This is a genomic window from Bacillota bacterium (assembly GCA_009711825.1).
Classification (GTDB): domain Bacteria; phylum Bacillota; class Proteinivoracia; order UBA4975; family VEMY01; genus VEMY01.
This window is the reverse complement of sequence record VEMY01000011.1, coordinates 1-25,711: the sequence shown is the minus strand read 5'-3', so window position 1 is coordinate 25,711 and position 25,711 is coordinate 1. Positions and strand designations below refer to the sequence as shown.

The 25,711-nt window shown below is 48.9% G+C and carries 28 protein-coding genes; 27 read left to right on the top strand and 1 reads right to left on the bottom strand.

What is annotated here, in order from left to right; genetic code table 11:
- The first annotated feature begins 10 nt into the window (after positions 1 to 10).
- From FH749_06010 to FH749_05900, 23 genes are all read left to right on the top strand, one after another.
- Complete coding sequence (locus tag FH749_06010) at positions 11 to 1,366, top strand: UDP-N-acetylmuramoyl-L-alanine--D-glutamate ligase (GenBank protein ID MTI95032.1); 1,356 nt, start codon at positions 11 to 13, stop codon at positions 1,364 to 1,366.
- Positions 1,367 to 1,368: 2 nt separating this feature from the next.
- Positions 1,369 to 2,469, top strand: a complete 1,101-nt coding sequence (gene spoVE / locus FH749_06005; protein MTI95031.1) for a stage V sporulation protein E — start codon at positions 1,369 to 1,371, stop codon at positions 2,467 to 2,469.
- A gap of 32 nt (positions 2,470 to 2,501) precedes the next feature.
- On the top strand, positions 2,502 to 3,809 hold the full coding sequence (murA, locus tag FH749_06000) for a UDP-N-acetylglucosamine 1-carboxyvinyltransferase (protein ID MTI95030.1): 1,308 nt from the start codon (positions 2,502 to 2,504) through the stop codon (positions 3,807 to 3,809).
- Between the two features lie 14 nt (positions 3,810 to 3,823).
- Positions 3,824 to 4,651, top strand: a complete 828-nt coding sequence (locus FH749_05995; protein MTI95029.1) for an FtsQ-type POTRA domain-containing protein — start codon at positions 3,824 to 3,826, stop codon at positions 4,649 to 4,651.
- A gap of 66 nt (positions 4,652 to 4,717) precedes the next feature.
- On the top strand, positions 4,718 to 5,938 hold the full coding sequence (gene ftsA / locus FH749_05990) for a cell division protein FtsA (protein MTI95028.1): 1,221 nt from the start codon (positions 4,718 to 4,720) through the stop codon (positions 5,936 to 5,938).
- Between the two features lie 12 nt (positions 5,939 to 5,950).
- Positions 5,951 to 7,006: a cell division protein FtsZ gene (gene ftsZ / locus FH749_05985; protein ID MTI95027.1), complete on the top strand. Its 1,056-nt coding sequence runs from the start codon at positions 5,951 to 5,953 to the stop codon at positions 7,004 to 7,006.
- Entirely contained in the window at positions 6,978 to 7,940 is a 963-nt protein-coding gene (locus FH749_05980; GenBank protein ID MTI95026.1) for a hypothetical protein, read from the top strand. The genes ftsZ and FH749_05980 overlap by 29 nt, the downstream gene beginning before the upstream one ends.
- A gap of 5 nt (positions 7,941 to 7,945) precedes the next feature.
- Positions 7,946 to 8,665, top strand: a complete 720-nt coding sequence (gene sigE / locus FH749_05975) for an RNA polymerase sporulation sigma factor SigE (GenBank protein ID MTI95025.1) — start codon at positions 7,946 to 7,948, stop codon at positions 8,663 to 8,665.
- A gap of 7 nt (positions 8,666 to 8,672) precedes the next feature.
- On the top strand, positions 8,673 to 9,533 hold the full coding sequence (gene sigG / locus FH749_05970) for an RNA polymerase sporulation sigma factor SigG (protein ID MTI95024.1): 861 nt from the start codon (positions 8,673 to 8,675) through the stop codon (positions 9,531 to 9,533).
- Positions 9,534 to 9,601: 68 nt separating this feature from the next.
- Complete coding sequence (locus FH749_05965) at positions 9,602 to 9,853, top strand: YlmC/YmxH family sporulation protein (protein MTI95023.1); 252 nt, start codon at positions 9,602 to 9,604, stop codon at positions 9,851 to 9,853.
- 56 nt (positions 9,854 to 9,909) lie between these two features.
- The gene (locus FH749_05960; GenBank protein ID MTI95022.1) at positions 9,910 to 10,866 is read left to right on the top strand and encodes a hypothetical protein; all 957 of its coding nucleotides are present in this window, start codon (positions 9,910 to 9,912) and stop codon (positions 10,864 to 10,866) included.
- Positions 10,859 to 11,542: a YggS family pyridoxal phosphate-dependent enzyme gene (locus FH749_05955; GenBank protein MTI95021.1), complete on the top strand. Its 684-nt coding sequence runs from the start codon at positions 10,859 to 10,861 to the stop codon at positions 11,540 to 11,542. Before FH749_05960 ends, FH749_05955 begins: the two co-directional genes overlap by 8 nt.
- A 12-nt stretch (positions 11,543 to 11,554) precedes the next feature.
- On the top strand, positions 11,555 to 11,812 hold the full coding sequence (locus FH749_05950; protein ID MTI95020.1) for a YggT family protein: 258 nt from the start codon (positions 11,555 to 11,557) through the stop codon (positions 11,810 to 11,812).
- Positions 11,813 to 12,592 carry a hypothetical protein gene (locus FH749_05945; protein MTI95019.1) on the top strand — a complete coding sequence of 260 codons (780 nt, stop codon included), beginning with the start codon at positions 11,813 to 11,815 and terminating at the stop codon, positions 12,590 to 12,592. It begins immediately after the preceding gene.
- Positions 12,593 to 12,661: 69 nt separating this feature from the next.
- Positions 12,662 to 13,153 carry a DivIVA domain-containing protein gene (locus tag FH749_05940; GenBank protein MTI95018.1) on the top strand — a complete coding sequence of 164 codons (492 nt, stop codon included), beginning with the start codon at positions 12,662 to 12,664 and terminating at the stop codon, positions 13,151 to 13,153.
- Between the two features lie 56 nt (positions 13,154 to 13,209).
- Positions 13,210 to 14,256 carry a chorismate synthase gene (locus tag FH749_05935; GenBank protein ID MTI95017.1) on the top strand — a complete coding sequence of 349 codons (1,047 nt, stop codon included), beginning with the start codon at positions 13,210 to 13,212 and terminating at the stop codon, positions 14,254 to 14,256.
- The gene (locus FH749_05930) at positions 14,223 to 15,281 is read left to right on the top strand and encodes a 3-dehydroquinate synthase (GenBank protein ID MTI95016.1); all 1,059 of its coding nucleotides are present in this window, start codon (positions 14,223 to 14,225) and stop codon (positions 15,279 to 15,281) included. Before FH749_05935 ends, FH749_05930 begins: the two co-directional genes overlap by 34 nt.
- Positions 15,245 to 16,561: a 3-phosphoshikimate 1-carboxyvinyltransferase gene (gene aroA, locus FH749_05925; protein ID MTI95015.1), complete on the top strand. Its 1,317-nt coding sequence runs from the start codon at positions 15,245 to 15,247 to the stop codon at positions 16,559 to 16,561. Before FH749_05930 ends, aroA begins: the two co-directional genes overlap by 37 nt.
- Positions 16,562 to 16,633: 72 nt before the next feature.
- On the top strand, positions 16,634 to 17,299 hold the full coding sequence (locus FH749_05920) for an amino acid racemase (protein ID MTI95014.1): 666 nt from the start codon (positions 16,634 to 16,636) through the stop codon (positions 17,297 to 17,299).
- A 17-nt stretch (positions 17,300 to 17,316) separates the two neighbouring features.
- Positions 17,317 to 17,613 (top strand): hypothetical protein, encoded by a 297-nt coding sequence (locus tag FH749_05915; protein ID MTI95013.1) that lies wholly within the window; start codon positions 17,317 to 17,319, stop codon positions 17,611 to 17,613.
- 14 nt (positions 17,614 to 17,627) lie between these two features.
- The gene (locus FH749_05910) at positions 17,628 to 18,086 is read left to right on the top strand and encodes a hypothetical protein (protein ID MTI95012.1); all 459 of its coding nucleotides are present in this window, start codon (positions 17,628 to 17,630) and stop codon (positions 18,084 to 18,086) included.
- 1 nt (position 18,087) lies between these two features.
- Positions 18,088 to 18,546: a signal peptidase II gene (gene lspA / locus FH749_05905; protein MTI95011.1), complete on the top strand. Its 459-nt coding sequence runs from the start codon at positions 18,088 to 18,090 to the stop codon at positions 18,544 to 18,546.
- Positions 18,536 to 19,450, top strand: coding sequence for an RluA family pseudouridine synthase (locus FH749_05900; GenBank protein ID MTI95010.1), 915 nt, complete (start codon positions 18,536 to 18,538; stop codon positions 19,448 to 19,450). The genes lspA and FH749_05900 overlap by 11 nt, the downstream gene beginning before the upstream one ends.
- On the opposite strand, the gene FH749_05895 is transcribed toward FH749_05900, so the two are convergent.
- Entirely contained in the window at positions 19,377 to 21,116 is a 1,740-nt protein-coding gene (locus FH749_05895) for a fibronectin-binding domain-containing protein (protein ID MTI95009.1), read from the bottom strand. The genes FH749_05900 and FH749_05895 overlap by 74 nt on opposite strands.
- A 104-nt stretch (positions 21,117 to 21,220) precedes the next feature.
- Between FH749_05895 and FH749_05890 the strand changes: the two genes are divergently transcribed.
- From FH749_05890 to FH749_05875, 4 genes are read left to right on the top strand one after another with little or no spacing between them, the layout of a single operon-like run.
- Positions 21,221 to 23,863 (top strand): cation-translocating P-type ATPase, encoded by a 2,643-nt coding sequence (locus FH749_05890; GenBank protein ID MTI95008.1) that lies wholly within the window; start codon positions 21,221 to 21,223, stop codon positions 23,861 to 23,863.
- Positions 23,864 to 23,914: 51 nt separating this feature from the next.
- Positions 23,915 to 24,778, top strand: a complete 864-nt coding sequence (locus FH749_05885; GenBank protein ID MTI95007.1) for a YicC family protein — start codon at positions 23,915 to 23,917, stop codon at positions 24,776 to 24,778.
- A gap of 14 nt (positions 24,779 to 24,792) precedes the next feature.
- Complete coding sequence (locus FH749_05880; protein MTI95006.1) at positions 24,793 to 25,056, top strand: DUF370 domain-containing protein; 264 nt, start codon at positions 24,793 to 24,795, stop codon at positions 25,054 to 25,056.
- Positions 25,053 to 25,262, top strand: a complete 210-nt coding sequence (locus tag FH749_05875) for a DNA-directed RNA polymerase subunit omega (GenBank protein MTI95005.1) — start codon at positions 25,053 to 25,055, stop codon at positions 25,260 to 25,262. Before FH749_05880 ends, FH749_05875 begins: the two co-directional genes overlap by 4 nt.
- Positions 25,263 to 25,711 lie beyond the last annotated feature (449 nt).

The window sequence follows — 25,711 nt, the reverse complement described above, 5'->3', positions numbered from 1 at the left end:
GGAGGCGGCTATGTTTATTGGGAGGCAAGTCTTGGTTGTCGGGGCCGCCCGCAGTGGAATTGCGGCGGCCGAAGTGTTGCTCCAACAGGGAGCACAGGTGACCCTTACTGATATTGCGCCGCTGGAGAAAATGCCCGTTGATGATCAACGGGCGCTTAAACACCTCAAGCTTCGGCTTGTATTGGGAAGTCATCCTTTGTCCTTGTTGGACGGGGTTGATTTAATTGTCAAAAATCCCGGCATTCCACCCGGTATTCCGTTGCTGGATGCTGCACGTCGGCAGGGGATTGAGATTATTAGCGAATTAGAGCTGGCCTATCTGCTCACAGAGGCAGAAGTTGTTGCCGTTACCGGGACCAATGGTAAAACCACCACCACTGCTCTCATCGGCACCTTGTTGGGCTACGGCCGACGGCCGGTTGCTGTGGGCGGTAACATCGGTTTACCTTTGACCAAAATCAGTCAGGGCAAGTCAAAAGATTGGCTGCTTGCTGTAGAGGCGTCTAGTTTTCAATTGGAAGATTGTTATCAATTCCATCCCCGGGTGGCTGTTTATACGAATATCACACCGGATCATTTGGACCGGCATGGCACCATGGAAAGTTATATCGCGGCCAAGGCCCGTCTGTTGCGCAACCAAACCAGCGAAGATTATGTAGTGCTTAATCTTGATGACCCATTTCTTTCCGCACTGCCCACTGGCGCCAGCCGGGTCATTGGCTACAGTTTAAGTTCTGCTCGCGGCGCTCACGCTTATATTAGCGAGGGCTGGTTCTGTTGGGAGGAACGGGGAGCGGTGGAACCGATTGCCCCTCTGAACGCTCTACACTTGCCCGGAGTTCATAATCAGGCCAATGCTTTGGCTGCCATTGCCGCGGCAAAGGTAAGTGGCGTTACTATTCAGCAGATCCGTCAGGGTTTGCAGGATTTTCGGGGCGTCGAGCATCGGTTGGAATTTGTAGCGGAAGTGGGAGGGGTTTTGTATTATAACGATTCAAAGGCAACCAATCCCGATTCGACCATAACTGCGCTTCGATCTTTTGAAGACAAAGTGATTCTATTGGCTGGCGGTTTTGACAAGGGAGCAGATTTTGACGCATTGACCGCCCAGTTTGCGAATAAAGTAAAACTGATGGTTACATTTGGGGACACCGGTTACAAGTTATGCCAACAGGCGAAGGCCGCAGGATTTGCTGCATGCAAGCAGGCAGATGATCTTTCAGATGCATTTGCAATTGCCGCTGAAAACGCCCGGGAAGGCGACTGTGTTCTTTTGTCCCCGGCCTGCGCCAGCTGGGATGCTTTTAGCAGCTTTGAAGAACGGGGATTGCTGTTTAAAGAGCTGGTATCCAAATTGGGGGGGTAAGCATGAAACGGAAAGGGGCGCCGGACTCCCTGTTGATTTTAGCCACTTTTGTTTTGCTGGCTATTGGGCTGGTGATGGTCTACAGTTCCAGCTCGGTTAACTCATTGTATTTATATGGAATCAGTTATTACTATCTTCGGCGCCAGTTTATCTTTGTGGTTCTCGGGTTAGCAGCGATGTTTGTCTGCATGAATTTTAACTATTGGCAGTGGCGTCGATTCGTAAAGTTGTTCTTCTTTATAAATTTTATCCTTCTGGGATTAGTGCTTATCCCCGGGATTGGCGTAGCAAGAACAGATGCCCAGCGGTGGATTGATTTAGGGTTCATGCGTTTTCAGCCTTCTGATTTCACAAAATTTGCCCTTGTTTTGTTTACCGCCAATTACCTGGTTGTAAAACGGGAGATGATTCAGCAATTTAGACGTGGCTTGCTGCCCGTATTACTAATCACCGGTCTTAACTTTGGTTTGATTATGCTCCAGCCCGATTTGGGGACCGGATTGGCAATTGTCGGCAGTATCGTGGTCATGCTCTTTGGCGCCGGTGTTAATGTCTGGCACCTGATTGGCCTGGCTGCGGCTGCAATTCCCGGCATCGTGGCGTTGATTTGGATTGCGCCGTATAGATTGATGCGCTTGTTAATCTTTACTGATCCCTGGCGGGATCCGACCCAGCACGGTTGGCAGATTATCCAATCACTGCTGGCAATCGGCTCCGGCGGCTTTGCCGGTGTGGGATTGGGCGCTAGTAGGCAAAAATACCTATATTTACCGGAACCATGGAATGACTTTATCTTTGCGATTATTTGCGAAGAAATGGGATTTATTGGCGGTGCCACTGTAATTTTATTGTTTTTGATTTTAATATGGCGGGGATTCCGGATAGCGATGAACGCGCCCGATTCCTTTGGCCAGTTCCTGGCCTTGGGACTAACAGCGATAATCGCCGTTCAAGCCAGTATCAATATCGGCGTGGTCACCGGCTCGCTGCCAGTGACAGGAATAAACTTGCCACTAATTAGCTACGGGGGGTCTTCATTGTTAATTACCCTCGGTTGCATTGGGATTTTATTAAACATATCCCGGTATTCAATGAATGGGTAAATAACACACAGCCCACTTTCCATGTGCATACAATGATTCAGAATAGAGCTGCATGGGAAAGGGGAAGAACTGTGGGACGATATATAATCAATGGTGGAAAACCTTTACGCGGTTTGATGGATGTGCATGGCGCCAAAAACTCAGCTTTGCCGATAATGGCTGCTTGTTTGCTTAGCCAAGGTGTTTGTACTATTGGCAATGTGCCTGCTTTGTCAGATGTTGAAATTATGGCAGAGATTCTTGAATGTTCAGGAGCTAAGGCCTCATATGCAGAAGGTGTGCTGCGCATAGATAGCAGTTGTCTTGCCGACGGCGAAATACCTGAGCCACTGATGCGAAAGATGCGCTCGTCCTTTATTGTTGTGGGACCGCTGCTGGCAAGATTGGGCAGAGTAAAGGTAACTTATCCGGGTGGGTGTGCAATTGGAACCCGGGCCATTGATTTGCATCTGAAGGGGTTGGCACGCCTGGGGGTTACAGTCAGGGAAAGCTATGGCTCAATAGAATTTGTTGCAAAACAGCTTCAGGGGGCAAATATCTACCTTGACTATCCAAGTGTGGGCGCTACAGAAAACATAATGATGGCAGCGGTCACAGCGAAAGGCACCACCATTATCAGCAACGCAGCCCGGGAGCCGGAGATTGTCGATTTACAAAACTTTCTTAACCGGCTAGGCGCGAAAATTGCCGGAGCCGGCACAGATCAAATCAGAGTAGATGGAGTTGAGGAACTGGGCAGCGCCACATATGATATTATTCCGGACAGGATTGTTGCCGGGACATTGTTGGTGGCTGCGGCAGCAACAGGTGGGACAATAACACTCCAAAAAGTTATTCCCGAGCATCTGACTTTGGCCACCGGAAAACTGGTGGAGATGGGCGCTTGGATAGAAACAGGAGAAAACTGGATAACTGTCACCGGACCCGAACGTCTGGGGCCGGTAGACAAAATCACCACAGCGCCCCATCCCGGTTTCCCCACCGATATGCAGCCCTTTTTTATGGCGGCATTGGCGGTGGCAGACGGGGTCAGTATTGTTACTGAAATGGTGTTTGACGGTCGCTTTAAACATGTGGATGAGCTGAGACGTATGGGGGCGAATATTAGCATTGATAACCGGGCTGCAATTATCAGGGGTGTCCCCGAATTGACCGGGGCGCTAGTTGAAGCAACCGACCTGCGGGCCGGGGCGGCCCTGACCGTAGCGGGGTTAATCGCCCAAGGAACTACAATAATCGACTGCATTGAGCATGTCGATCGGGGTTATGTTTCACTGGAGGAGCAATTACGTTCATTGGGCGCAGATATCCGGAGGACAGAAGGTGGGGTTTGCTCTTGAGAGACAATATTGTTATGTATCCGCACAGAGCGAAAGTAAAAAAGAAGCGACGGGGAGCCAGAAATGGGTTCTGGCTCCTTTTTACCTTGTTTGTTGTACTGGGTCTGGGCGCCTTGTACCTGGCATCACCACTGGCCTTAATTGCGGATGTGACGGTTATAGGCACTGATAATCTGGAAGCTGAATCGCTGATTATGCAATCCTCGATTCGGGAGGGCGAACATTTTTGGCGCATCAATCTGGGACAAGCCCGAAAAGATCTGCTCAGCAATTATTGGTTGCAATCGGTCCAAATTAAAAGGCAGTTTCCCAATTCAATCTTGATTGAAGTGACGGAGCAGCGTCCGCTGGCTTTAATTGCCGATAGTGAATCTAGTTCCGAATACATAGTCAGTAAGACAGGATTAATTCTTTCGGAAAATAGCGGCTTTTCATTGCCCTACATAACCGGCCACGAGATCCGTGTAGATGCAGGCGTTGACCTGTCTCTCCACGACTCGGTGACGGCTGCCCTCAGGTCGATTGAGAGTTTATTGCTGATAGAAACCGAGCTTTCAGAAGTAAATATAGAACATTATCCGGTGAATTTACAATTATTTACCACCGACGGCTACCGAATCCTGGCCAGCCCTCACCAATTAGATGACAGGGTAAATGATCTCCTGGCTATGTTGGCTCAACTGCGGAGACAAGCACTCAGGGGAACGATCGATTTACGGGGCAAACAAGGTGTAGTTAGTTTTACCCCATACGAAACAACGGAGCCGGATGATTCTTTACCTGACCCAGAGTCGGAATCTGAGCAAATTCCAGAGCCAGATGCGGATAATGATAATTTTTAAGCGAATAGAAAGGGAAAATACAACATGTGTTGAATACATTATTTAGAACGATGCGGGGGGATAGAGATGTCAAAAAACCAGTTTTTATGCAGTTTAGATATTGGGACTACAAATACCCGCGCAATAGTTGGCGAATTCGACCGCGATGGCCAGATTAATGTTGTCGGTATCGGCCAGAGTCGCTCCAGCGGCCTGAAAAGGGGCACAATTATTGATATTGATGCTACCGTCAAGGGAATTTCGGAAGCCGTAGAGCAGGCAGAGCGTATGATTGGTGAAGAAATTGACCAGGTTTATGTTGGAATTGGCGGACCCCAGACCAGCTTATTGCGCAATCGGGGTGTAGTAGCCGTTCAAAATGAAGACCGGGAAATTACCGATCAGGATATTGAGCGGGTAATGCAGGCAGCTCAGGTGTTGGCAATTCCACCGGAGCGGGAAATAATCAATATCCGGCCGATTACATACGTTGTCGACGGTTATGATGGGATTATAGATCCTAAGGGGATGATTGGTGTCCGCCTTGAAATGGAAGCACTGATTGTAACCGGCAAAGCCACCTATGTGCAAAATATCAAACGTTGTGTGGAACGGGCCGATTTAGAGGTGGGCGGCATTGTCTTAAAGGGGTTGTCCTCTGGTATGTTGGCCATGAATCCGGATGAACGGGAGTTGGGGTGTGCCCTGATTGACATTGGCGGCGGGGTGACAGAGATATCAATCTTTGAAAATGATGTTCTCCGGCACTTTGTGTCCATTCCCCAGGGCGGCGATTTAGTTACCTACGATTTGGCTCACGGTTTAAAGGTTCCCTATGCACAAGCTGAACAGATAAAAATTGTTTACGGAGCTGCCAGTCCGGAACATGCTGGTGACGGTTCAATCAGCATTGAGAGTGTCGGTGCATCTCGACCCGTTGATGTTCCGGCTGCTGAGTTAGTCTACTATATTCAGCCGCGGGTGGAAGAGATTTTTGACTATATCCGGACAGAATTGATTAGGGCTGGCTTTCAGCAACCACCCACCGGCGGTGTAGTTCTCACCGGAGGTGCTTGTCAGCTCCCCGGGCTGCTGGAAATAGCTGAAAGCAAGCTGACAACGAATGTCCGTCTTTACCGTCCCGGTCAGGTCGGTGTGGCAGATCCTTCATTTACTGCCAGTACATCCTTGCTGCATTATGTTGCCGGTGTGAGCCCGGTTGTCCCACAGAAGAAACCTGCCCGCAAGGGAAACAGCCGGCCTGTATTTAACAAAATCAAATCATTGTTCTCAGAATTGTTCGGATAGGGAGGGACGGTAATGGTTGAGTTTTTAGAGATTGATATGGAGCAATATGCGCATATAAAAGTCATTGGCGTTGGCGGTGGCGGCAATAATGCCGTAAACCGGATGATTAATGCTGGCGTCAAAGGGGTAGAGTTTATCGCTGTTAACACTGATGCCCAGGCATTGCATATGTCTCGGGCTGATATCCGCATCCAGATTGGCGCCAAATTGACCCGGGGATTGGGGGCAGGCGCCAACCCGGAAGTGGGCCGTAAAGCTGCTGAAGAAAGCATTGAGCAGCTGCAAAAACATGTCGCTGGTGCGGACATGGTATTTGTCACTGCCGGCATGGGGGGCGGCACTGGTACAGGTGCTGCACCGGTAATCGCTGAACTGACTAAAGCTTCGGGCGCGCTCACCGTCGGAGTGGTCACCAAGCCATTTTCCTTTGAGGGGCGTCGCCGGGAGTTATATGCCGAAAAGGGTATAGAAGCTTTGCGCGCAGCTGTGGATACCCTGATTGTTATTCCCAACGACAGGTTGTATGAGGTGGTGGAAGAAAGCACACCGATTGTCGAAGCCTTTCGCATCGCCGATGATGTGCTCCGCCAGGGCGTCCAGGGGCTGTCGGATTTAATCACCAATCCTGGTCTGATTAACCTGGATTTTGCCGATGTGCGCACAATTATGGAGGAAACCGGCGCCGCGCTGATGGGAATCGGACGGGCCAAAGGTGAGAACCGTTCGATTGAGGCGGCGAAAGTAGCCATCAATAGTCCTTTGCTGGAAACCTCGATTGAAGGGGCCAAAGGTGTCATCCTTAACGTCACTGGCGGTGAAAACCTCAGTATCACTGAGGCAAAGGAAGCTGCGAGAATAATTAAGGAGCACGCCGATAAAAACGTTAATCTAATCTATGGATTGGTGATAAATCAGGAATTAAAGGACGAAGTTTGCGTCACTGTTATCGCCACCGGCATCGAGGGCAAAAGACAACAAAAGACAACGGAAAATTGGAAGCCCCTGGAAGAAAGGGAGAATCAAATCGAAATCCCGGCCTATGTGCGAAAAAAAAACCGGACAGATTAAGTTCTGTCCGGTTTTTTTGACATTTTTCGCATATTTTTTTTGCTATTCTGAGGGGGGAAGGTGTTGCCCGGTGATTGTTTATTTAGATATCTTGTTGACAATAAATTTTTTGATAAACTTGCTGCTAATATTTGTCGGCGGCTGGATTCTGCTGCAACCGCCTCGGTGGAAGCGGTATCTGTTGGCGGCCCTGGCCGGTACAGGAATCTATTTCATATTTTTTGTGTACAGCCAATACATATTTATAGAATGGATTTGTCGGCTCGGTGGCGTTGTGGCGATGGCCTGGATTGCCTATGCTCCCCGTTTAAAAAGCTTGTTTGCCCGCAGCCTGACCTTGCTGATAGTGGGGCAGCTCACAGGGGGAGTGATTTACAGCTTTATTTTTTCTGTATCAGGCACTGTTTTGGGTAACGCCAAATTGGACAATGTATCTGTATTCTGGGTTTTGGCTGGCTCGATAGTTATATTATGTTCCGCTGGATTGATTAGCGCTGTTGCCCAGCGCTTTAAAAAGCAAGTATCCTACCTGGGTGTGGTCAGTATCGCATTAGATGGGCGAAGGGTTGAGGCAAAGGCATTACTGGATTCAGGAAACACGCTCCGCCATCCCGTGAACGGATGGCCAGTTATACTCTGCGAGCAAAATGTCATTGCCCAATTGGCTAAGGATCTGGCCGTTTGGGCGGAGGATTTTACCCGTCCGCCGCCCCCGCCGGTGGCCACCCGGGTCGCGCTCTTTCCTTACAAATCCGTGGGCGGAACTGGTATGTTACCAGGTTTTCGCCCTGATTCTATTACAATTGCCGCCGCAGGGCAGCGGATTATGTTGACCCAGGTGTTTGTGGCAATCCGCAGTAAAGCCGAAAAATCGCTCTCATACCCAGTGATTGCGTTTCCTATTCATTCTTTGGAAGAAGGTGATATTAAGTGAGAAAGATGTGGATTAGGATTTATTGGTCGGTAAAGTTGTGGTTCTACAAGCTTACGGCCTGGATTATGCCGGAAGCAGATTTTGACTTTGTCGGTAGTAATGAAGCATTGCCGCCCCCCCTTTCCGTGGATGAGGAATCTTATTTAATTCAAAAACTCAGTGATGGCGAGGAAACTGTCAAACGGGTCTTGATTGAACGCAATTTACGGCTTGTGGTCTATATTGCCCGAAAGTTTGAAAACACGGGGATAGGGTTGGAAGATCTCGCCTCTATAGGTACGATTGGATTGATTAAGGCAGTCAATACCTTTGACCCGGAAAAGAAAATCAAGCTGGCTACCTATGCCTCCAAATGTATAGAAAATGAAATACTTATGTACCTGAGGCGCAATAATAAGCTTCGGGCGGAGGTGTCTTTTGACGAACCGCTTAACGTAGATTGGGACGGCAATGAATTGCTGTTGTCAGATGTACTGGGAACAGAGCCAGATGTGATCCACAAAAATCTTGAATACCAGGTTAACAAGAAATTGCTCTTGGGCGCTCTGGATAAACTTTCTGCCCGGGAGCGAAAAATAATGGAGCTTAGATTTGGTTTAGGCGACGGCATGGAACGGACGCAGAAACAGGTTGCCGAATATCTGGGAATCTCGCAATCTTATATATCTCGGCTTGAGAAAAAAATTATTGTGCGTCTTAAGAAAGAGATGGCCAGACTGGGATAAGATGGGGATGTTCCCCCCGCATATTTTAAGCCGCCCGGGAGATACTTTATGCTGTACTGGCATACCATACAGGGAGGCAACATCTGTGATTAACAAAGTTGAGATATGCGGGGTCAATACAGCGAAGCTCCCGGTCCTTAAAAATGCACAAATGCGCAGTCTATTTGTTTCTCTGCAAAAGGGTGATTATTCTGCCCGACAGCAGTTGATCAATGGAAATCTGCGCTTGGTTCTCAGTGTGATTCAACGGTTTAACAACCGCGGTGAATGTGTTGATGATTTGTTTCAAGTCGGTTGTATCGGTCTGATGAAGGCAATTGACAATTTTGATCTCAGTCAGAATGTAAAGTTCTCCACCTATGCGGTTCCGATGATTATCGGTGAAATCCGCAGATATTTACGGGATAATAATCCAATTCGAGTCAGTCGTTCATTGCGGGATGTTGCATATAAAGCGCTGCAAGTCCGGGATGAGTTGGTTAATAAAAATGCCAGAGAACCAACAGTGGCCGAAATTGCAGAGGCGCTGCAGGTAAAGCGGGAAGAGGTAGTGTTTGCCCTAGATGCTATTCAGGAGCCCGTCTCACTTTTTGAGCCAATTTATCACGACGGCGGCGATCCGATTTTTGTCATGGACCAAATCGGCGATGCCAAACAGAGCGATAAGATCTGGTTGGAAGAAATCGCCCTCAAAGAGGCGCTGCATCGGCTGAACGTACGTGAGAAATCTATTTTAAACCTGCGTTTTTTCGAAGGTAAAACGCAGATGGAGGTTGCCGATGAAATTGGCATCTCCCAAGCCCAGGTTTCACGTCTTGAAAAGGCGGCGTTAAAAAATCTACGGAAGTATATTAAAGAAGATAATTAAGGTCCCGGCGGACCTTTTTGTTTTATCTGATGAGGCTCTAGTCATATCATGTACTGGGAGGGAGTGCTATGAAAATATCAGATTTAAAAAGTTTACGGGTTGTAAATTTGGAAAACGGTAAGGTATTGGGCCGAATTCATGATTTAGTTCTGGACGTCAATGAAGGAACTGTGAAGGCAATGATACTCCCGGGAGAGGGCAAGTGGCGTTTATTTTCCTCCACCGAAAAGGAATTGGAGGTGCCGTGGGAGAAAATTAGGAAATTGGGCAAGGATGTTATTTTAGTCGAGGTCGCCCAGTCCTGGCCGCTTAAAGAATGAAAGCTTAATTTGCACTCTGTTCTATGTTATAATTACTGGGGCAGAGGTGGAAGAGAATGAGAAAACGCCAGTTCACAGTGGTAAAAGGCGGCAAAACAGCCAAACGAAGATTAAATCTCCGACGGAATTTATTAATTATTACCGTCTGTTTCGTTATGCTGTTATTAGGCTTTCAGCTCCTCGACCGCTTGCAGGTAAGTTTGGTGCAGAAAGTTGTAGTTCGCTATACCAACCATGAGGTTGTCACCGAGACCGGTTCGGTGGTACTGCGGAACGAACATATAGTGGCGGCGCCTGTTACGGGCACATATGAGCCAAGTATTGATAATGGGAGCAGGACTAGGGTCGGTCAGACAATTGCTGTGTTCAACGAACAGGCTGGGTTGGCCGTTACAACACCGATGGCGGGCTTAGTAAATTATCATCCCGATGGGCATGAACAAAAACTAGGGCTGCAAACGCAATTGAGCCCGGATACCATTATCGCTGCTGAGGCAGTTATTGAGCATGGCGTCGAGACCCAATCTAGCTTCGGTGTTGACAAGGGACAGGCTCTTGCAACAATTATTGAGAACATTTCTTTTCAATTGTTGACCCCTTTGGCTGGTTATCCTGAGTATTCGGCGCGCACTTTGCTTATTTCTTCATCGACAGGCAGCACAGTGCGGGCACGGGGCATTGTCCGGGATGTACTTTTAAAGAATGATAGATTTTGGGTGCTCTGGTCTGTCCCCGAATTGCCAGATCGGTTTGTCTTGGAACGTCAACTTTCTGTCTCTGTGGTTGAAGATAATATTTTCAGGGCAGAATTGCCTAAGGAGGCGCTTTATTCCGACGGCGATCAGACGGGGGTTTTTGTGCTTAGAGGCAACACGCCGGTATATGCTGCAATTGAAGAATACTATGCTGATGGTGAATCTGTATATGTGTCCTGTCTCCGTGAGGGCCAGCAAGTTCTTGTTCCGCCGAGATGGGCTTCATTCTTGAAACGGTGGTGGCTAAGGAATGGATAGTTTACAAACCAACTTAATCGAGATTCGCAGGCGAATAGAGCGGGCTGCCCAGTCGGCAGGGAGAGACCCCTGTGATATTCGCCTGATTGCGGTCAGTAAAGCTGCGTCTGTAGATGCAATTCAAACTTTAATTGCTGCCGGACATTGCGATTTTGGCGAAAACCGATTGCCGGCAGGATTGAAAAAGCTACAGGCGGTGGAAGCGGAGGTTCGTTGGCATATGATTGGCCGTATCCAAACTAACAAAATTAAGTATTTACCACAGTTTTCTTTGATTCATTCACTGGACCGCTGGCCGCTTGCTGTGGCGCTAAATGAATACGCTTTAAAAAAAGATCTGCGCTTCCGCTGTTTGGTTCAGGTGAATATTGCCCGGGATCCCAATAAGGCAGGAATTTTGCCTGGCGAACTTCCGGATTTCATCACATCTCTATCGGAGTTGAACAATCTCGAAATCCAGGGATTGATGACTATTCCCGCCCTGGAAGCCGATAGTCAGCAAACACGCTCGTGGTATGCTAACCTTGCCAATCAATTCGCTGAAACAGGCGCCGGCAAATTGCCGGGCAATGTTAAGATGCGCTGGCTTTCCATGGGTATGTCCGATGACTTTGAACTGGCTGTGGCAGCTGGGGCTAACATGGTCCGGGTCGGCAGTGCAATTTTTTCTAATTAAGGAGTGACTAGGATGCCAATAAACTATTTCTTAAGCAGGCTGGTTGTTTTTTTCACATATTTGCTCTGGGCTAGAATTATCCTTTCGTGGTTTCCCGCCCGCCCCGGTGGGTTGCTTGGTGAAGCGTTCGCTGTCTTACATGCAATCACTGAACCTGTGCTAGCGCCGCTGCGGAAAGTTATTCCACCAATCCAAATGGGACATGGTTACCTTGATCTGGCGCCGATAATTTTGCTGATCTTACTAAGCTTTCTCCGGGGAGCGTTGTAAGTGAATCGAAAATTTTTGGATGGACTGCCCCAGGGTGTAGAAAAAATTCTAATCGCAAGAGTGCTTGATTGTTGTGATATTGTCAGTGAACGCCAGCAGACGAAGTTTACAGATTTTCTCGACCCTTTTCACCGGGACTTTGTTCGCCCATTGGTCGGAAATTATTTTGGCGTTAGATTTTCAGAGTCAGGGGGCTATCCTGACGCAGAATATCAAAGACTTGCCATTTACCCCGATTATTTACGTCCCGATGATATCGAATTTCCGATAAATCTCCTGGAAATCTCACTCTCAGACCACACCCGGCATTTATCGCACCGGGATTATCTAGGTGCACTTTTGGGATTGGGGATCAAGCGCAATATGGTTGGCGATATCTTAACATTTGATGGTGGCGCACAGGTCTTTGCGGCTGAGGAAATCAGCGCAACTTTACTGTCAATTGATCAGATTAACCGCCTGAAGGCCACTGCGGTGGAAGTGCCGCCGTACACAGTAAAATATAATCAAGAGCCGGTACGAACTGTATCGACCACTGTCGCTTCCGCCAGACTTGACTCGGTATTAGGCGCCGGACTGGGAACTAGCCGTAACCGAGTTGTAGATTTAATTAAATCCGAAAAAGTCAAGGTTAATTGGCGTCAGATCAGCCAACCCTCTTTCCAACTGAATGCCGGCGATGTGATCTCTGTTCGTGGCAAGGGCCGGGTTGAGTTGGCCGAACTGGGGCCTGAGACGAGAAAGGGCCGCCTGAAAATAATCGTAAAAAAGTATATGTAGCTGAAGGATAAATTCGGAAATTGTCGAATTCTAGTGTATCAGCGCAAAATCAGGATGGGGGTGAAGAATATGCCATTAACGCCATTGGATATTCACAACAAAGAATTTAGCAAGGGTTTTCGTGGATATGATGAAGATGAAGTAAATGAGTTTCTCGATCGGATTGTTAAAGACTATGAGGCAATCGTCAAAGAAAATATGGCAATGAAGCAGAAAATCGAGGAATATAAAGACAAGCTCGAGCATTATACAAAGATTGAGGAAACCCTGCATAATGCGATAGTTGTCGCTCAACAGACTGCCAAAGAAGTCAAGGAAACTGCGATGAGCGAAGCGGAGCTGATTCGTAAGGAAGCTGAGCGAGAGTCCCGCCGGGGTATTGAAGAATCCCAGGTTCGGGCCAAGAAAATTCAGCGTGAAGTTGAAGAGCTGGTCAAGCAGGCCCATGTTTTCCGCAGCCGTTTCCGCAGTCTTCTGGAAGCGCAGTTGGAGATAGTTAACAGCGACGATTGGAGTGAGATTGAACGGTTTGGATCTTTAAATGCCAGTGAAATTGAGTAAGACGGGCGCTTCAGCGCCCATTTTTGTTCATACTATTAGCAAAGGAGCGTGAACGGATGCGATTTCTTACAGCCGGTGAGTCCCATGGCAACCAGGTAGGGGCAATTATTGAAGGTTTTCCTGCCCAGGTTCCGGTGAACGAGGCCACGCTGGCCGAGTTGCTGGAACGCCGCCGCATGGCGCCGGGGCGCGGGCCGCGGATGAAAACCGAGCAGGATAAGTTTCAAATCGTATCAGGTGTTGCCCAGGGCCGTACTCTGGGCACGCCGATAATGGTGCTTGTTCCCAACCAGGTAAGGGATCGTCCGCAAAACCCCGTGACTGTTCCCCGGCCCGGACATGCCGATTTGCCCGGTTTAGTAAAATATGAGCTGGCTGACATCCATGATGTGGCCGAGAGGGCCAGCGCCCGGGAGACGGTTGTGCGTACAGTTGTGGGCGGTTTAGCTCTGCAATTGCTTCGGCCCCTAGGAATTGAGATAAAAAGTCGAATCAAAACCATCGCCGGTAGAACTGAGTATGACCGAATCTTGGATCAGGCACGGGAAACGGGGGACACCCTAGGAGGTGTGGTCGAACTTACTGTGACCGGGCTTTGTGGTGGTGTAGGCACTTTTGCCCACTGGGACCGGCGACTGGATGTGCTTTTAGGCGGAGCAATGTTTGGTATCCCTGGGGTGAAAGGGGTGGAATTTGGGCAGGCTTTTGCGTTGACAAACGCCCCCGGTTCCCAATACCACGATGCCTTTACCCCGATAGACGGGCACTTCCGACGGGAAACTAACAACGCCGGAGGCATTGAGGGTGGGATGAGCAACGGAGAACAGATTATCCTGGAACTGGCGGTAAAGCCAATACCGACCCTGGATCAACCCCTGTCCAGCTTTGATACGGTCAGCGGTAGACCGGCGCCGGCACCGGTTCTCAGGCATGATGTTACCGCCGTTGGCGCGGTGGCGCCCATTGCGGAAGCTGTATGTGCCTGGGAGTTGGCGGCAAGCCTAGTAAAGCAACTGGGAGGCGACACCCTTTCTGAATTGAACGCCGCTTATCAAAGCTTGCAGAATAAATGGCTGCAGAGGACTCAGGCATGCAAATCTTAGAGGGTTATCATCCCCACGGCCAGTGCAGGATATTTATTGGCAGGCAGCTGGAGGAAATGGCGGCGGCTTTCAAACCCCAGGCACAAGTGCTGCTGCTCTCCGAGAAAATTGTAATCGCTTTACACGGCGATAAATTGGCAACTGAAGGGATAAAGCCTGATGCTCAATTGGTTTTGCCTTCCTTGGGCGATGGTCTCAAATCTCCCAGCTATCTAAACAGGATCTTGCACTGGTTTAATGCTCATAATGTAACTCGGAATTCCTATTTAATTATCCTTGGTGGCGGTGCTCTGTGCGATTTGGGCGGGTTCGCCGCGTCTGTATGGAAACGGGGTATCAGGACAATTCTGGTTCCCACAACTTTGCTCGCACAGGTGGATGTTTCTGTTGGCGGCAAATGCGGGATAAACTTTCTCGGAGCGAAAAATTTGCTTGGTGCCTTTTGGTTTCCGGAGCTTGTGTGGGCGGCATCTGAGTTTCTCCATACGTTGCCGCCGCGTCAGTTATTTTCGGGCTGGGGTGAGGTCTGTAAATACCAGTTGTTATGGGGCGAATTACCATCTTTCCGGCCGGAACTTCCAGCTCCAGCTATGATCGCCAGGTGCCTTAGCTACAAGAATCAGATTGTGGCGTCCGACCCGTTGGACAAAAGGGAGTGTCGGCAGGTCTTGAACTTGGGACATACTTTAGCCCACGCCCTGGAGGCGGCGGGTTCTGGATTATGGCATGGAGAAGCAGTACTTTGGGGTCTTGAATTCAGTATTCATCTGGCTGTCTCCAAAGCGCTGCTGGCCGCTGATTATGCTGAAAAGCTTTTGGTCCGTTTGCGCATGACCCCGCGGCCGCCATTGCCGGATATCTCCGGCGATACATTGCTGGCGCTGATGAAACGGGACAAAAAGAATCGCTCTGATTTGGTAACAATAATTCTGCCTCGTAAAGGCGGGGGAGTGGCTCAGGTTGAGTTTGAAGGAAAGGAGTTGCGTGATTGCTGGCGAAACATGCGGCAAAGGAAATTATCGTAGACGGCCCTGTCAACATCTGTGGCCAGCCCTTTGTTCCCGGAGACAAGTCTATCAGCCATCGGGCGTTGATTTTTAGTTTTCTGACCGGCAAGCAAAGCTTGGTAAGTAATCTCAATACCGGACGGGATTGCCTGCATACTCTGCTTGCTTTACATGCCCTGGGAGGGAACTATTCCTGGCAGGGGGCGGAGCTCTTGACCAGCAGCCCTAGAACTGGCTGGCAAAAGCGCAAATGTCAGATTTATGCTGGAAATTCTGGGACCACAGCACGTTTAATGATGGGACTAGGCGCTCACTTCACCAACGGCTCCCTGCACATTATTGGTGATAAATCATTGAGCCAGCGCCCAATGGCCAGGGTAGGCGACTATCTGCAGACAATGGGGATGCATGTAAATTACTTAAACAATTACGGCCAGTTGCCACTGGTCATTGCCCCAGGCCAGCCACAGCCGGCAACTCACAAGCTGACAGTGCCCAGTGCCCAGGTAAAGAGCGCGATATTGCTGGCAGGTTTAGCTGTTGACGGCGAAACTGAGATTATTCAAAAGGAGCAAACCCGTGATCATACCGAGCGGTTGCTGAAGCTGATGGGAGCTGATCTGAAGACAAGAGAGCCCTCCATCACCCTGCAGGGGCGCAGAAACTTAAATTTCCCCGCTAAGTACACCGTTCCGGGCGATATATCGGCAGCGGCTTTCTGGTTGGCATGTGCAGCAGCGGGAGGACAAATAACACTCACTGGTGTTGGCATTAATCCGACCCGAACGGGCATCTTAAAGCTTCTAGAAGCAATGGGCGCAACAATTCAATACTCCAATGCTCGTTGTTTGCATGGCGAACCAGTTGCAGACTTGATAATCGGAGAATCTGAGCTGCGGGGCATCGATGTGCCCCCGGAAGTGATTCCATTTTGCATCGACGAATTACCGATACTGGCCGCTCTGGCCGCCTGTGCCCGCGGCCGAACTGTGGTCCGGGGGGCAAGGGAGCTGCGGTTTAAAGAATCCGATCGTCTCGCAGGCATCCTCACGCTGATGAAGAGGTTTGGAGTGGATTGTGAGCAAGTGGAAGATGGGCTTGTGATCTGGGGGGGGCGTCGCTTTCGGCCAGCTAATTTCTACTCGGAGGATCATCGCCTGCTGATGGCTGCGGCGTTGTTGGCCAGCCGTGCCGATGGCCAGTCCCGGATTGGGCCGGTTCGCTGGTTGGATGTATCGTACCCGGGATTTGGCCGGCAGTTATCTTTGCTGGCTACCGGAAATGTTTGCCTGGCTTAAGGGGATGCAGTATAATTAATTTTTGACGGGCCTGTGGCAGCTACAACTAGTGTGAAGGAGGCCACAAGTATAATGATGAAGACAATCGGTATCCTAGGCGGTATGGGACCAATGGCGACAGTAGATTTCATGACCAAACTCTATCAAGCGCTACCGGTAGAGAATGAACAGGAGCATCTGCGTGTCCTTGTCGACAGCAATCCTGCTGTTCCCGACCGGACTTTGGCAATCTTACATAATGAGCCGGAACCTGTCGTTTCACAACTTACGCAAATGGCCCAAGGGTTAATTAATCAAGGTGCCCATCTACTGGCTGTCGCTTGCAACACCGCCCATTATTTTTTGCCTGTGGTTGAACGTAATCTATCCATAGAATTCGTCAATATGATCTCTGTAACCCTGGACGCTGTGTCCGATTGCAGACAGGTTGGGGTTTTGGCCACCGATGGGACTCTGGCTGCCGGTCTCTATCGCAGAAAACATGTGCCATTCCTTTATCCCGACGCCGAGGCCCAGAAGCTCTTGATGACTGCAATTTATGGATTTAAAGCCGGGGAAGTGGAATTGAGCAGGCAACAGGCCAAAGAAGTCTACCGGCATCTTAAAACCCGGGGAGCCGAGACAGTTATCGCTGCCTGCACAGAGCTACCGTTACTGCTGGAAGGGGTGGAAATTATCGATCCCGGGGAACTATTGGCCCGGAAGTTGGTTGAAATGGCTGTTGCCGGGGAAAGGTAAAAGAGGGGTGGCGAACTGTGGACGACGAGACTAGAATTCCAGATAAGTTATACAAAGAGTTGCAACGGGCGTCGGCTAATATGGAAAAGTTCAATATCGCTGATTATCTGGAAATGCTCAACAATCCTCGTCGCTATTTAATGGTAAATTTCATCGGTGGTTTGTCCCGGGGTTTTGGTATCGCCATCGGCATGACGTTGTTGGGTGCGTTCACCATTTACATCCTGCAACGGCTTGTGGTGTTGAACCTGCCGCTGATTGGCGATTTTATTGCTGATTTAATTGTGATTGTACAACAACATTTGAATCCTTAGAAGGGAAGACAGTAATGAACCTCCAAATCCAAAAACAACGGCTTTTAAAAATGTTGGCAGAGGTTGAAGCTGTAACGAACGAAGACGGCAGCGAAAATTTACGGGATTACAGCCATGAGCTGACGGTGTTTGACAACCATCCAGCTGATGTGGCCACAGATAATTATACCCGGAATATGGATGCTGCCTTTTCGGCAAACAATGAGCATGTGGCAGGCCAAATCCGGCTGGCGCTTGAACGTATAGAAAGTGGGGAGTATTTTACCTGTTCCAGTTGTCATCGGCCAATTGATGCCGAAAGGTTGCAAGCGCTGCCGTATGCCAGCACCTGCCTGCGCTGCAGCGATAATGAATTGGGTGGCAGCGGCAAACCCGTTTCTGAACCTGCATATAGTACCGGCTTTACCTGGCCGAAGTTCGAAACATACGGGACCAGTGATTCAGTGCAGGAACAGCCCCGTCAGGAGGAATGAAATGAAGAAGTTTTTTTCATTGGCACTCTTAGTCATCGTCATTGACCAGGTCAGTAAGTACCTGGTTACAGCTTCTTTAAATGTGGGGCAAACAGTGCCGATTATCCCTGATATATTCCATATTACTTACATACGCAATCCGGGTGCTGCTTTTGGCATTTTGCCCAATCAACGGCTCTTTTTTATACTTGTTACCTTGGCTGTGATTACAGTGCTGATTGTCTATGCACGACAGATGAAGCATCATGCATTGCTGCAGATTGCCTTTGGCCTGCAATTAGGAGGCGCCGCAGGCAATTTGATTGATCGGCTGTTTCACGGACCGGTTGTTGACTTTCTGGATTTTAGGTTTTGGCCGGTGTTTAATATAGCTGATTCGGCGATAGTTATTGGAGTCGGGCTGTTTGCCCTGGACCTGTTTGTTGACTGGCGGGGGGAGCGGAGTAAACATGGAACATAGATTTGTTGTCGACGCTGAAAGCGCAGGCACTCGACTGGATAAATATCTGGCGCTGACCAATACTCATTTAAGCCGCAGCAGCGTGCAGAACCATATAAACAGGGGAATGGTGACTGTCAATGGTCAAGTGATAACAAAGAAGCGTCATGTTCTGGGTACGGGGGACACAATCATCTTGACACAGCTACCCGAACCGGACACAGTTTGCCATGAGGATATTCGCTTGGACATTCGCTATCAGGATGAATGGCTGCTAATTGTGAACAAGCCGGTAGGAATGGTGGTGCATCCAGCACCAGGGCATCATTCAGGCACCCTTGTCAACGCGCTCCTGGGGACTGGCGTCGGCTTATCAGAAACAGAGGCGCATCGGCCGGGAATTGTTCATCGGCTGGATAAAGATACATCCGGGCTCCTGCTGGTGGCAAAAACCAATCAGTGCCAATGGCGCCTTTCAGAGATGTTAAAAGCCAGGCAGATCTCGCGGACCTACCTGGCTTTGGTTCATGGCATTGTTTCCCATGACAAGGGACGAATTGAGGGACCGATTGGCAGACATCCAAAGAACAGGACGAAAATGGCGATAGTCGAAAACGGCAAGGAGGCAATCACCCACTTTAACGTTCTCAGGCGGTTCCAGCGCCATACCTTGCTGGCGGTTAAACTGGAAACCGGTCGTACCCACCAAATCAGAGTACACTTTTCGCGCATGGGATTTCCGGTAGTCGGGGACACAACCTATGGTCATAGCGACCCCCAGCTTGCAGGGCATCTGCTTCATGCGAGAACTCTAGAATTTCAACATCCTATTACCAGCATGCCAGTCAGTGTTACTGTCGGTCCTCCCGAGGAGTTCCGCCAGCGGTTGCGGGAGTTGTTTGCATATGAGCACGGGGGTCGATAACAAGTGAGCGGTAATTGTAATAATTAACCATTCCCGGTTTTCCGCCGGGGATTTTTTTTACATTGCGGACCGAAGTATACACTACTTCAACCTTGGCGGCGCCGCGGGCCTTGGAATGCCATGCGGCCAGTGAAGCCGCATATTCAAGCGAATTTTGGTCCGGGTCGGGTGTCTCGAGAATCACATGACTGCCGGGGTAATCCCTGACATGCAGCCAGATATGGTTTTTGTTTGCAACATGTAAAGTCAACAAATCATTTTGGCGATTGTTTTTGCCAATCAACACGTTCTCACCTAAGGGTGTCTGTTGACGAATAAATTCCGAGCGGAGTTTGGCTTCTCCCTTAGCAGACTTTTTCTGCCGCTTTTTAAACAGGCCCTGCTCACGCATTTCGGTGATGATTTCTTCCAGCTCTGCAGAGTTTTTACATTGTTCGAGGCTATAGTGCAGGGATTCTAAGTAATTTATCAGTTGGCGGCTTTTGTTAATTTGCTGCTGAACAATTTTTGCTGCATCTTTGTATTTACGGGCTTTGCGATAATAACTTTGAGCGTTTTCTGAGGCCGACAGCTCCGGATTTAACCGAATCTCCATTGACTTTGCATTATGCGGATTGATCAGTTCTACAGTTGATTGACCTTTACCAATTTGATATAAGCCCGCAAGCAATGTGTCGCCAATTTCTCTGAATTGCTGATGGTTTTTGGCAGTCTCTAATTCCTTTAACTGCTTGCCGAGTTTTTTTTCCGTTCGTTTCAGTCGGGCGTGAATATGTTTGGCAATGTTTTGTTTATCTTTGATTAGTTGCTGATTGCGCCAAGCGCTGAATTGCAGTGCCAATGCCTGGCTCAGTGATGCAAGACGTTCTTCCCTGAGTTCATGGAGATGGGTGAGCTCGGTCCAGTAAATGCTGTGTAATTCGTTGCCATTAAAGTATGCAACCGGACGGACATTGTTTTCCAGGCAATTCATTGTCAGTACGTTTATGACTTGAATCAGGTGAGGGATATCATCGATATTCGCCGGTTGCCTGGGGTCAATTTTGGCGCGGTGACAAATTTCAGTTGCCAATACAACACTGACGCCAAAAACCAGCCTAACTAGACTTTGGGCGATTTTTTCCGCGGGGCGTTGAGCCAGGAGTTGTTCCAAATAATCAGCAGAGAGATCTTGAGGTTTAAGCTTGTTTGAAGTTGGTGGTGGCGTAAATCTATGCCCGGGCTGGAGTGTGCGCTGTTCTGAGTCGCCAATCCGGGAGGTAGCGATGATTTTCGTGTTATCAGTAAGGGTTAAATCGTTTTGGCGTCCCATAAGCTCCAGTTCCAGGGTATAGGCGGGTGAAGCGTCCGGTGTGTCGGCAAAGTAGAAACTAGCCCAGCGATCAAATGCGGAATTGGTGATTTTGGTCAGGAATTTGCCGGCCAGGGCATTGCGCAGAACTTGCGTAAACCCGGTTCGGTTTTTACTCCCGACAGTTTCTGCCAAGAAAAAAGTAAATGGCGGCGAAATCACGGATATCATAAGTTTTTGAGTGCGACCAGGCGCCCGAAGCTGAAGATACAGTTTGTTATCAGAATCCGTGTACACTTCCTCAACGCGACTGCCGGTTAATTCGGTTTCTAATTCTTTTATTAAGGCGGTAAAAAAGAAGCCGTCTAGATTCATTGCAATCCCCCCTGAATCTAAAGTATAGAATAGAGCCCTTGTAAAAACAACTCTAATACTGGCGCCCCCTCCGGCATATTTATAAAAAATGGGGAGGGGGAGCTGTGAAAATTTCTGACCTTGGAAATCTGGAGCAGTTGTTTCTGAGTCTGGATACAGACCCTGGCAAGGGTTTGAGCGGTAAGAGACGTCAAGAACTATTGGCTAAACACGGCGCAAACAAATTGGATACAGAGTCAAATAAGTCTGCCCTATTAATGCTGTTAAGCCAATTTGGCGATATTATGGTCCTAATTCTGCTGGCAGCGACTTTGGTTTCTGCTTTTCTGGGCGAGTTTCACGATGCGCTCACAATCCTTATAATTATAATCCTCAACGCAATACTGGGCTTTGCTCAAGAATACAAGGCTGAACGCTCGCTGGAAGCGTTACAGAATCTGACCGCTCCCAATGCACGTGTATTATGTAATGGCGAAATCACCCAGGTGCCGGCGGAATCTTTGGTGCCGGGCGATATTGTTTTCCTCAGGGCAGGCGATAAAGTGCCGGCCGATATCCGAATCTTCGATTCCATTAGTTTGGAAGTTGAAGAATCCCCATTGACCGGAGAGACTGTGCCGGTTGCCAAATCTGAAAAGGGAGAAGATTCACAGGTAATGGCATATATGGGGTGCCTGGTGACCAGGGGGCGCAGCAGCGGCATAGTTGTTGCCACCGGTATGAAAACCAAGATGGGACAAATTGCCGGCATGATGCAGCATGCCCAGACTGACCCTACTCCACTGCAAATGCGTCTTAACCGTTTAGGGAGGGTGCTGGTTACAGTCTGTGTATTGATTAGCGTTTTTGTGGCAGTCGCGGGTATGCTGCGGGGTGAAGCAATATACAAGATGTTTATGGCCGGAGTCAGTTTGGCTGTGGCCGCAATTCCGGAAGGGTTGCCTGCAGTGGTAACCTTATGCCTGGCCATTGGCCTACAACGGATGCTAAGGCGAAAAGCGATTGTCCGGAAATTGCCGGCAGTAGAAACTTTGGGCTGTGCGACTGTGATCTGTTCTGATAAAACCGGGACGCTGACCCAGAATCAAATGACTGTAGATAAGGTCTATCTTGCCGGTGAACAGCTCTCTGTCACCGGCAAGGGCTATGCGCCGGTGGGTGAGGTTCTGGGCCTTAACAGGGTGCGCGGGGAGGCCCGGGAAATCTATGCAGAGATAAGCGCCCTCTGTAATAATTCTCATTTACAGGGGGATAAGCAGCGGGGTTATACAATTATCGGTGACCCAACTGACGGCGCTTTGCTGGTTCTGGCTCGAAAATTTGGGGTTTCCAGGGGATTTCTGTCAACGAAATATGAGGCGGTTGAGGAATTTCCCTTTGACTCCAGTAAAAAAATGATGAGCACTGTGGTTCGTCATGCTGCCCGAGGACATTATCTTGTCCTGGCTAAAGGGGCTCCCGATGTGATTTTATCTCGCTGCAGCACCTATTTTACCCAACGGGGAGTCGCCCCCCTGGGGCCGGCGACGGTGGCGGAAATTAAACAAGTTAATGAAAAGTGGGCCAATCAGGCTTATCGGGTAATTGCCTTGGCCTATAAGGCTTCAGCAGCTTGCCCCCGGCAACGTGAACAGGCTGATACAGATCTGGTGTTTGTTGGCTTTGCGGCGCTGGATGATCCTCCGCGTCCGGAAGTGGCCAGCGCGGTTCTAGCATGTCTGCGCGGTGGAATCAGACCGGTGATGATAACCGGCGACCATAAGGCGACTGCCCTTGCGATTGCCAGACGGATAAACCTTCCCTATTCCCAGGACAGCGTAATTACCGGCGCTGAAATAGAAGCGCTATCTGACAAAGCTTTGCTGCGTCGGGTTGACAGGTTGTCGGTGTGTGCCCGGGTCTATCCGGAACATAAGATGCGCTTAGTCCGAGCTCTCAAGCAACGGGGGCATGTGGTGGCAATGACCGGGGACGGGGTAAACGATGCTCCGGCTGTAAAAGAGGCGAATATAGGAATCGCAATGGGAGTGACAGGCACTGAGGTCACCAAAGAAGCGGCCAGCCTGGTATTGGCCGACGATAACTTTGCCACAATCGTTGCTGCCGTGGAAGAGGGCAGAATTATTTACGATAATATACGTAAGTTTATCCGCTTTTTGCTCTCATGTAACGCCGGTGAAATCTGTACAATGTTTTTTGCGATGTTGCTCGGATTTCCGTTGCCATTACGGGCGATTCAGATTCTGTGGGTTAACCTGGTAACAGACGGTCTGCCCGCGCTTGCTTTGGGTATGGAACCCGGAAGTCCTGGCATAATGAAGCGTCCGCCCCGACCGGTTGATGAGGGAATTCTCGCAAGAGGCATGGGGGCGGGAATCCTTTTTACCGGTCTCAGTATCGGTGTGCTTACGTTAATGGTTTTTGCCATCGGATTGGCCCGGGGTTTAACTCTGGAACATGCTAGAACGATGGCCCTTTCTACACTTATATGCGTGCAGCTCATTTACTCGCTTGCCTGTCGGGCTGATGACAGTGGCAGGGCGGCGCCTCTAAGTGCGAATATGTGGTTTGTGGGTGCGATAATCTTTTCGTTCGCCCTCTTGGGGTTGGCGGTGTATAATCCTGTGTTGCAAAAGGTTTTTGACACAGTTGCTTTATGTCCGTCTGACTGGCTGTTAATTGGCGGAGCATCTGTAATTCCGCTCATCCTCGGACGGATGCGGAGGTTGTTGCTTCCGAGTAGATAATGCTTGTAATCTATTACCATCTTCGGTAAAATAGTTGCGTGACGGGAGGCGATGCGTGTGATTGCCAGTATGACTGGTTTTAAATCTGGAACCGTTAAAGCAGGAGATAGTCTTTACCTTGTCGATATTCGAACTCTCAATCATCGTTTTCTGGACATTCATTGCCGAATGCCGGAAAATTTGTTTCACTTGGAGATGCCAGTTCGTAATCTTATAAAAAAGCATCTGAAACGGGGCCGGGTCGACATACGCGTGCAGCCGGAACGGCTGGAGGGAAAGGGAAATATTCGCCTCAATCAGGATGTGTATCAGGATTATATGACAATTTTGGATACAATAATGGCGGAGCGCAAATTGGAAAGTTTTGATCCCGTTCGCCTGTTGACCTTACCGGATATGATTGGCGCTGGTGCTCAGCGCGAGGCCGACGCCGACCAGTTTTGCCAGGGTGTGGAAGTATTGGTGCAGAGCTTGGTCGCAGACCGGTTGCGCGAAGGTGAATATTTGTGGCAGGATCTACTTAATACCCTTGCCAATATCGAAACTATGACGGGGGAATTAGCAAATTTGGCCTCTGTTCAAAAGGATACTGTCGCACAGCGTTTTCGCGAGCGTATAGTCCGCCTTGACGAGCAAATCGATGATGTCCGCGTGTTAACAGAGATTGCGCTTTTGATTGATAAGTCTGATATAAACGAGGAGTTAGTGCGGCTGCGCGAACATATCAGAGAGTTTGGCGCAGTTCAGCAGACAAACGAACCGAAGGGGCGCAAGCTGGAATTTTTGGGGCAAGAAATGCTGAGAGAGGTCAATACCATTGCTTCAAAAAGCGCATTATATCCAATTTCAAATCTAGCAGTAAATATCAAATCTGAACTGGAGAAAATTCGCGAACAGGTTCAGAATATAGAATAGGGGTGTTTTTTGAGATGCAAATGGTCAATATTGGATTTGGCAACATAGTTGCTTCAAGTCGGATCGTCGGCGTGATTAGCCCGGAAAGCGCTCCTGTAAAACGTTTAATCCAGGAAGCCCGGGAGCGGGGTTACCTTATTGATGCAACATATGGCCGGAAAACCAGGGCGGTTTTAATCATGGACAGCCAGCATGTAATTCTCTCATCGGTTCAGCCGGAAACTTTTGCCCATCGCTTGGCATCGAAAAGTGAACAATTTGAGGAGGCACTTAAATGATTTATCCATCCATTGATAAACTATTGACAAAAGTTGAAAGCAAGTACACTTTGGTTGTTTCCAGTGCCCGGCGGGCTAGATTGCTGCAACAAGGTGCTGCACAGCTTGTGAAAAGCAAATCAAAGAAGTCGGTTACCATTGCCCTGGAGGAGATTTTGGCCGGGCAGGTTCAGTACCAGCGTATAAAAGAAGGGACTTTGAAATAAGCGTCTGTGGCGCTTATTTTTTATTAAGTTTATTTTTTCACGTTGAAGGAATAAAGCAACTGTTGACGAAAATCTGATATAAGTATAATAAAGAGTGACAATTAATCTGAGATGTCAGGAGGGATTATATGTCATCCGTAGTTATGCGAAATGCACTTTTACGGATTGTTTTCCTGGTAGCGATGCTTTTTGGGATATTTAAATTTGTGCGTTTATTCTTGGCGGTTTAACCGCTGTTTTTTTTATGCTATCACCCGAGTTTTACAGTTCAATGATTACAAAAACCCCAGCGAAGCCTGAAATCACTGGGATTTTCAATCTGGGACAAAAGAACTAAATTATGGTCATATAACCGTTGCTTTATCGAAGCTGTATTTGAGTTGTCTAAGTTCGCTAACCGTTGGCAGTTTTAGATTGGCGTTTATGCCCCATGAGTCAAGGATTAGCTG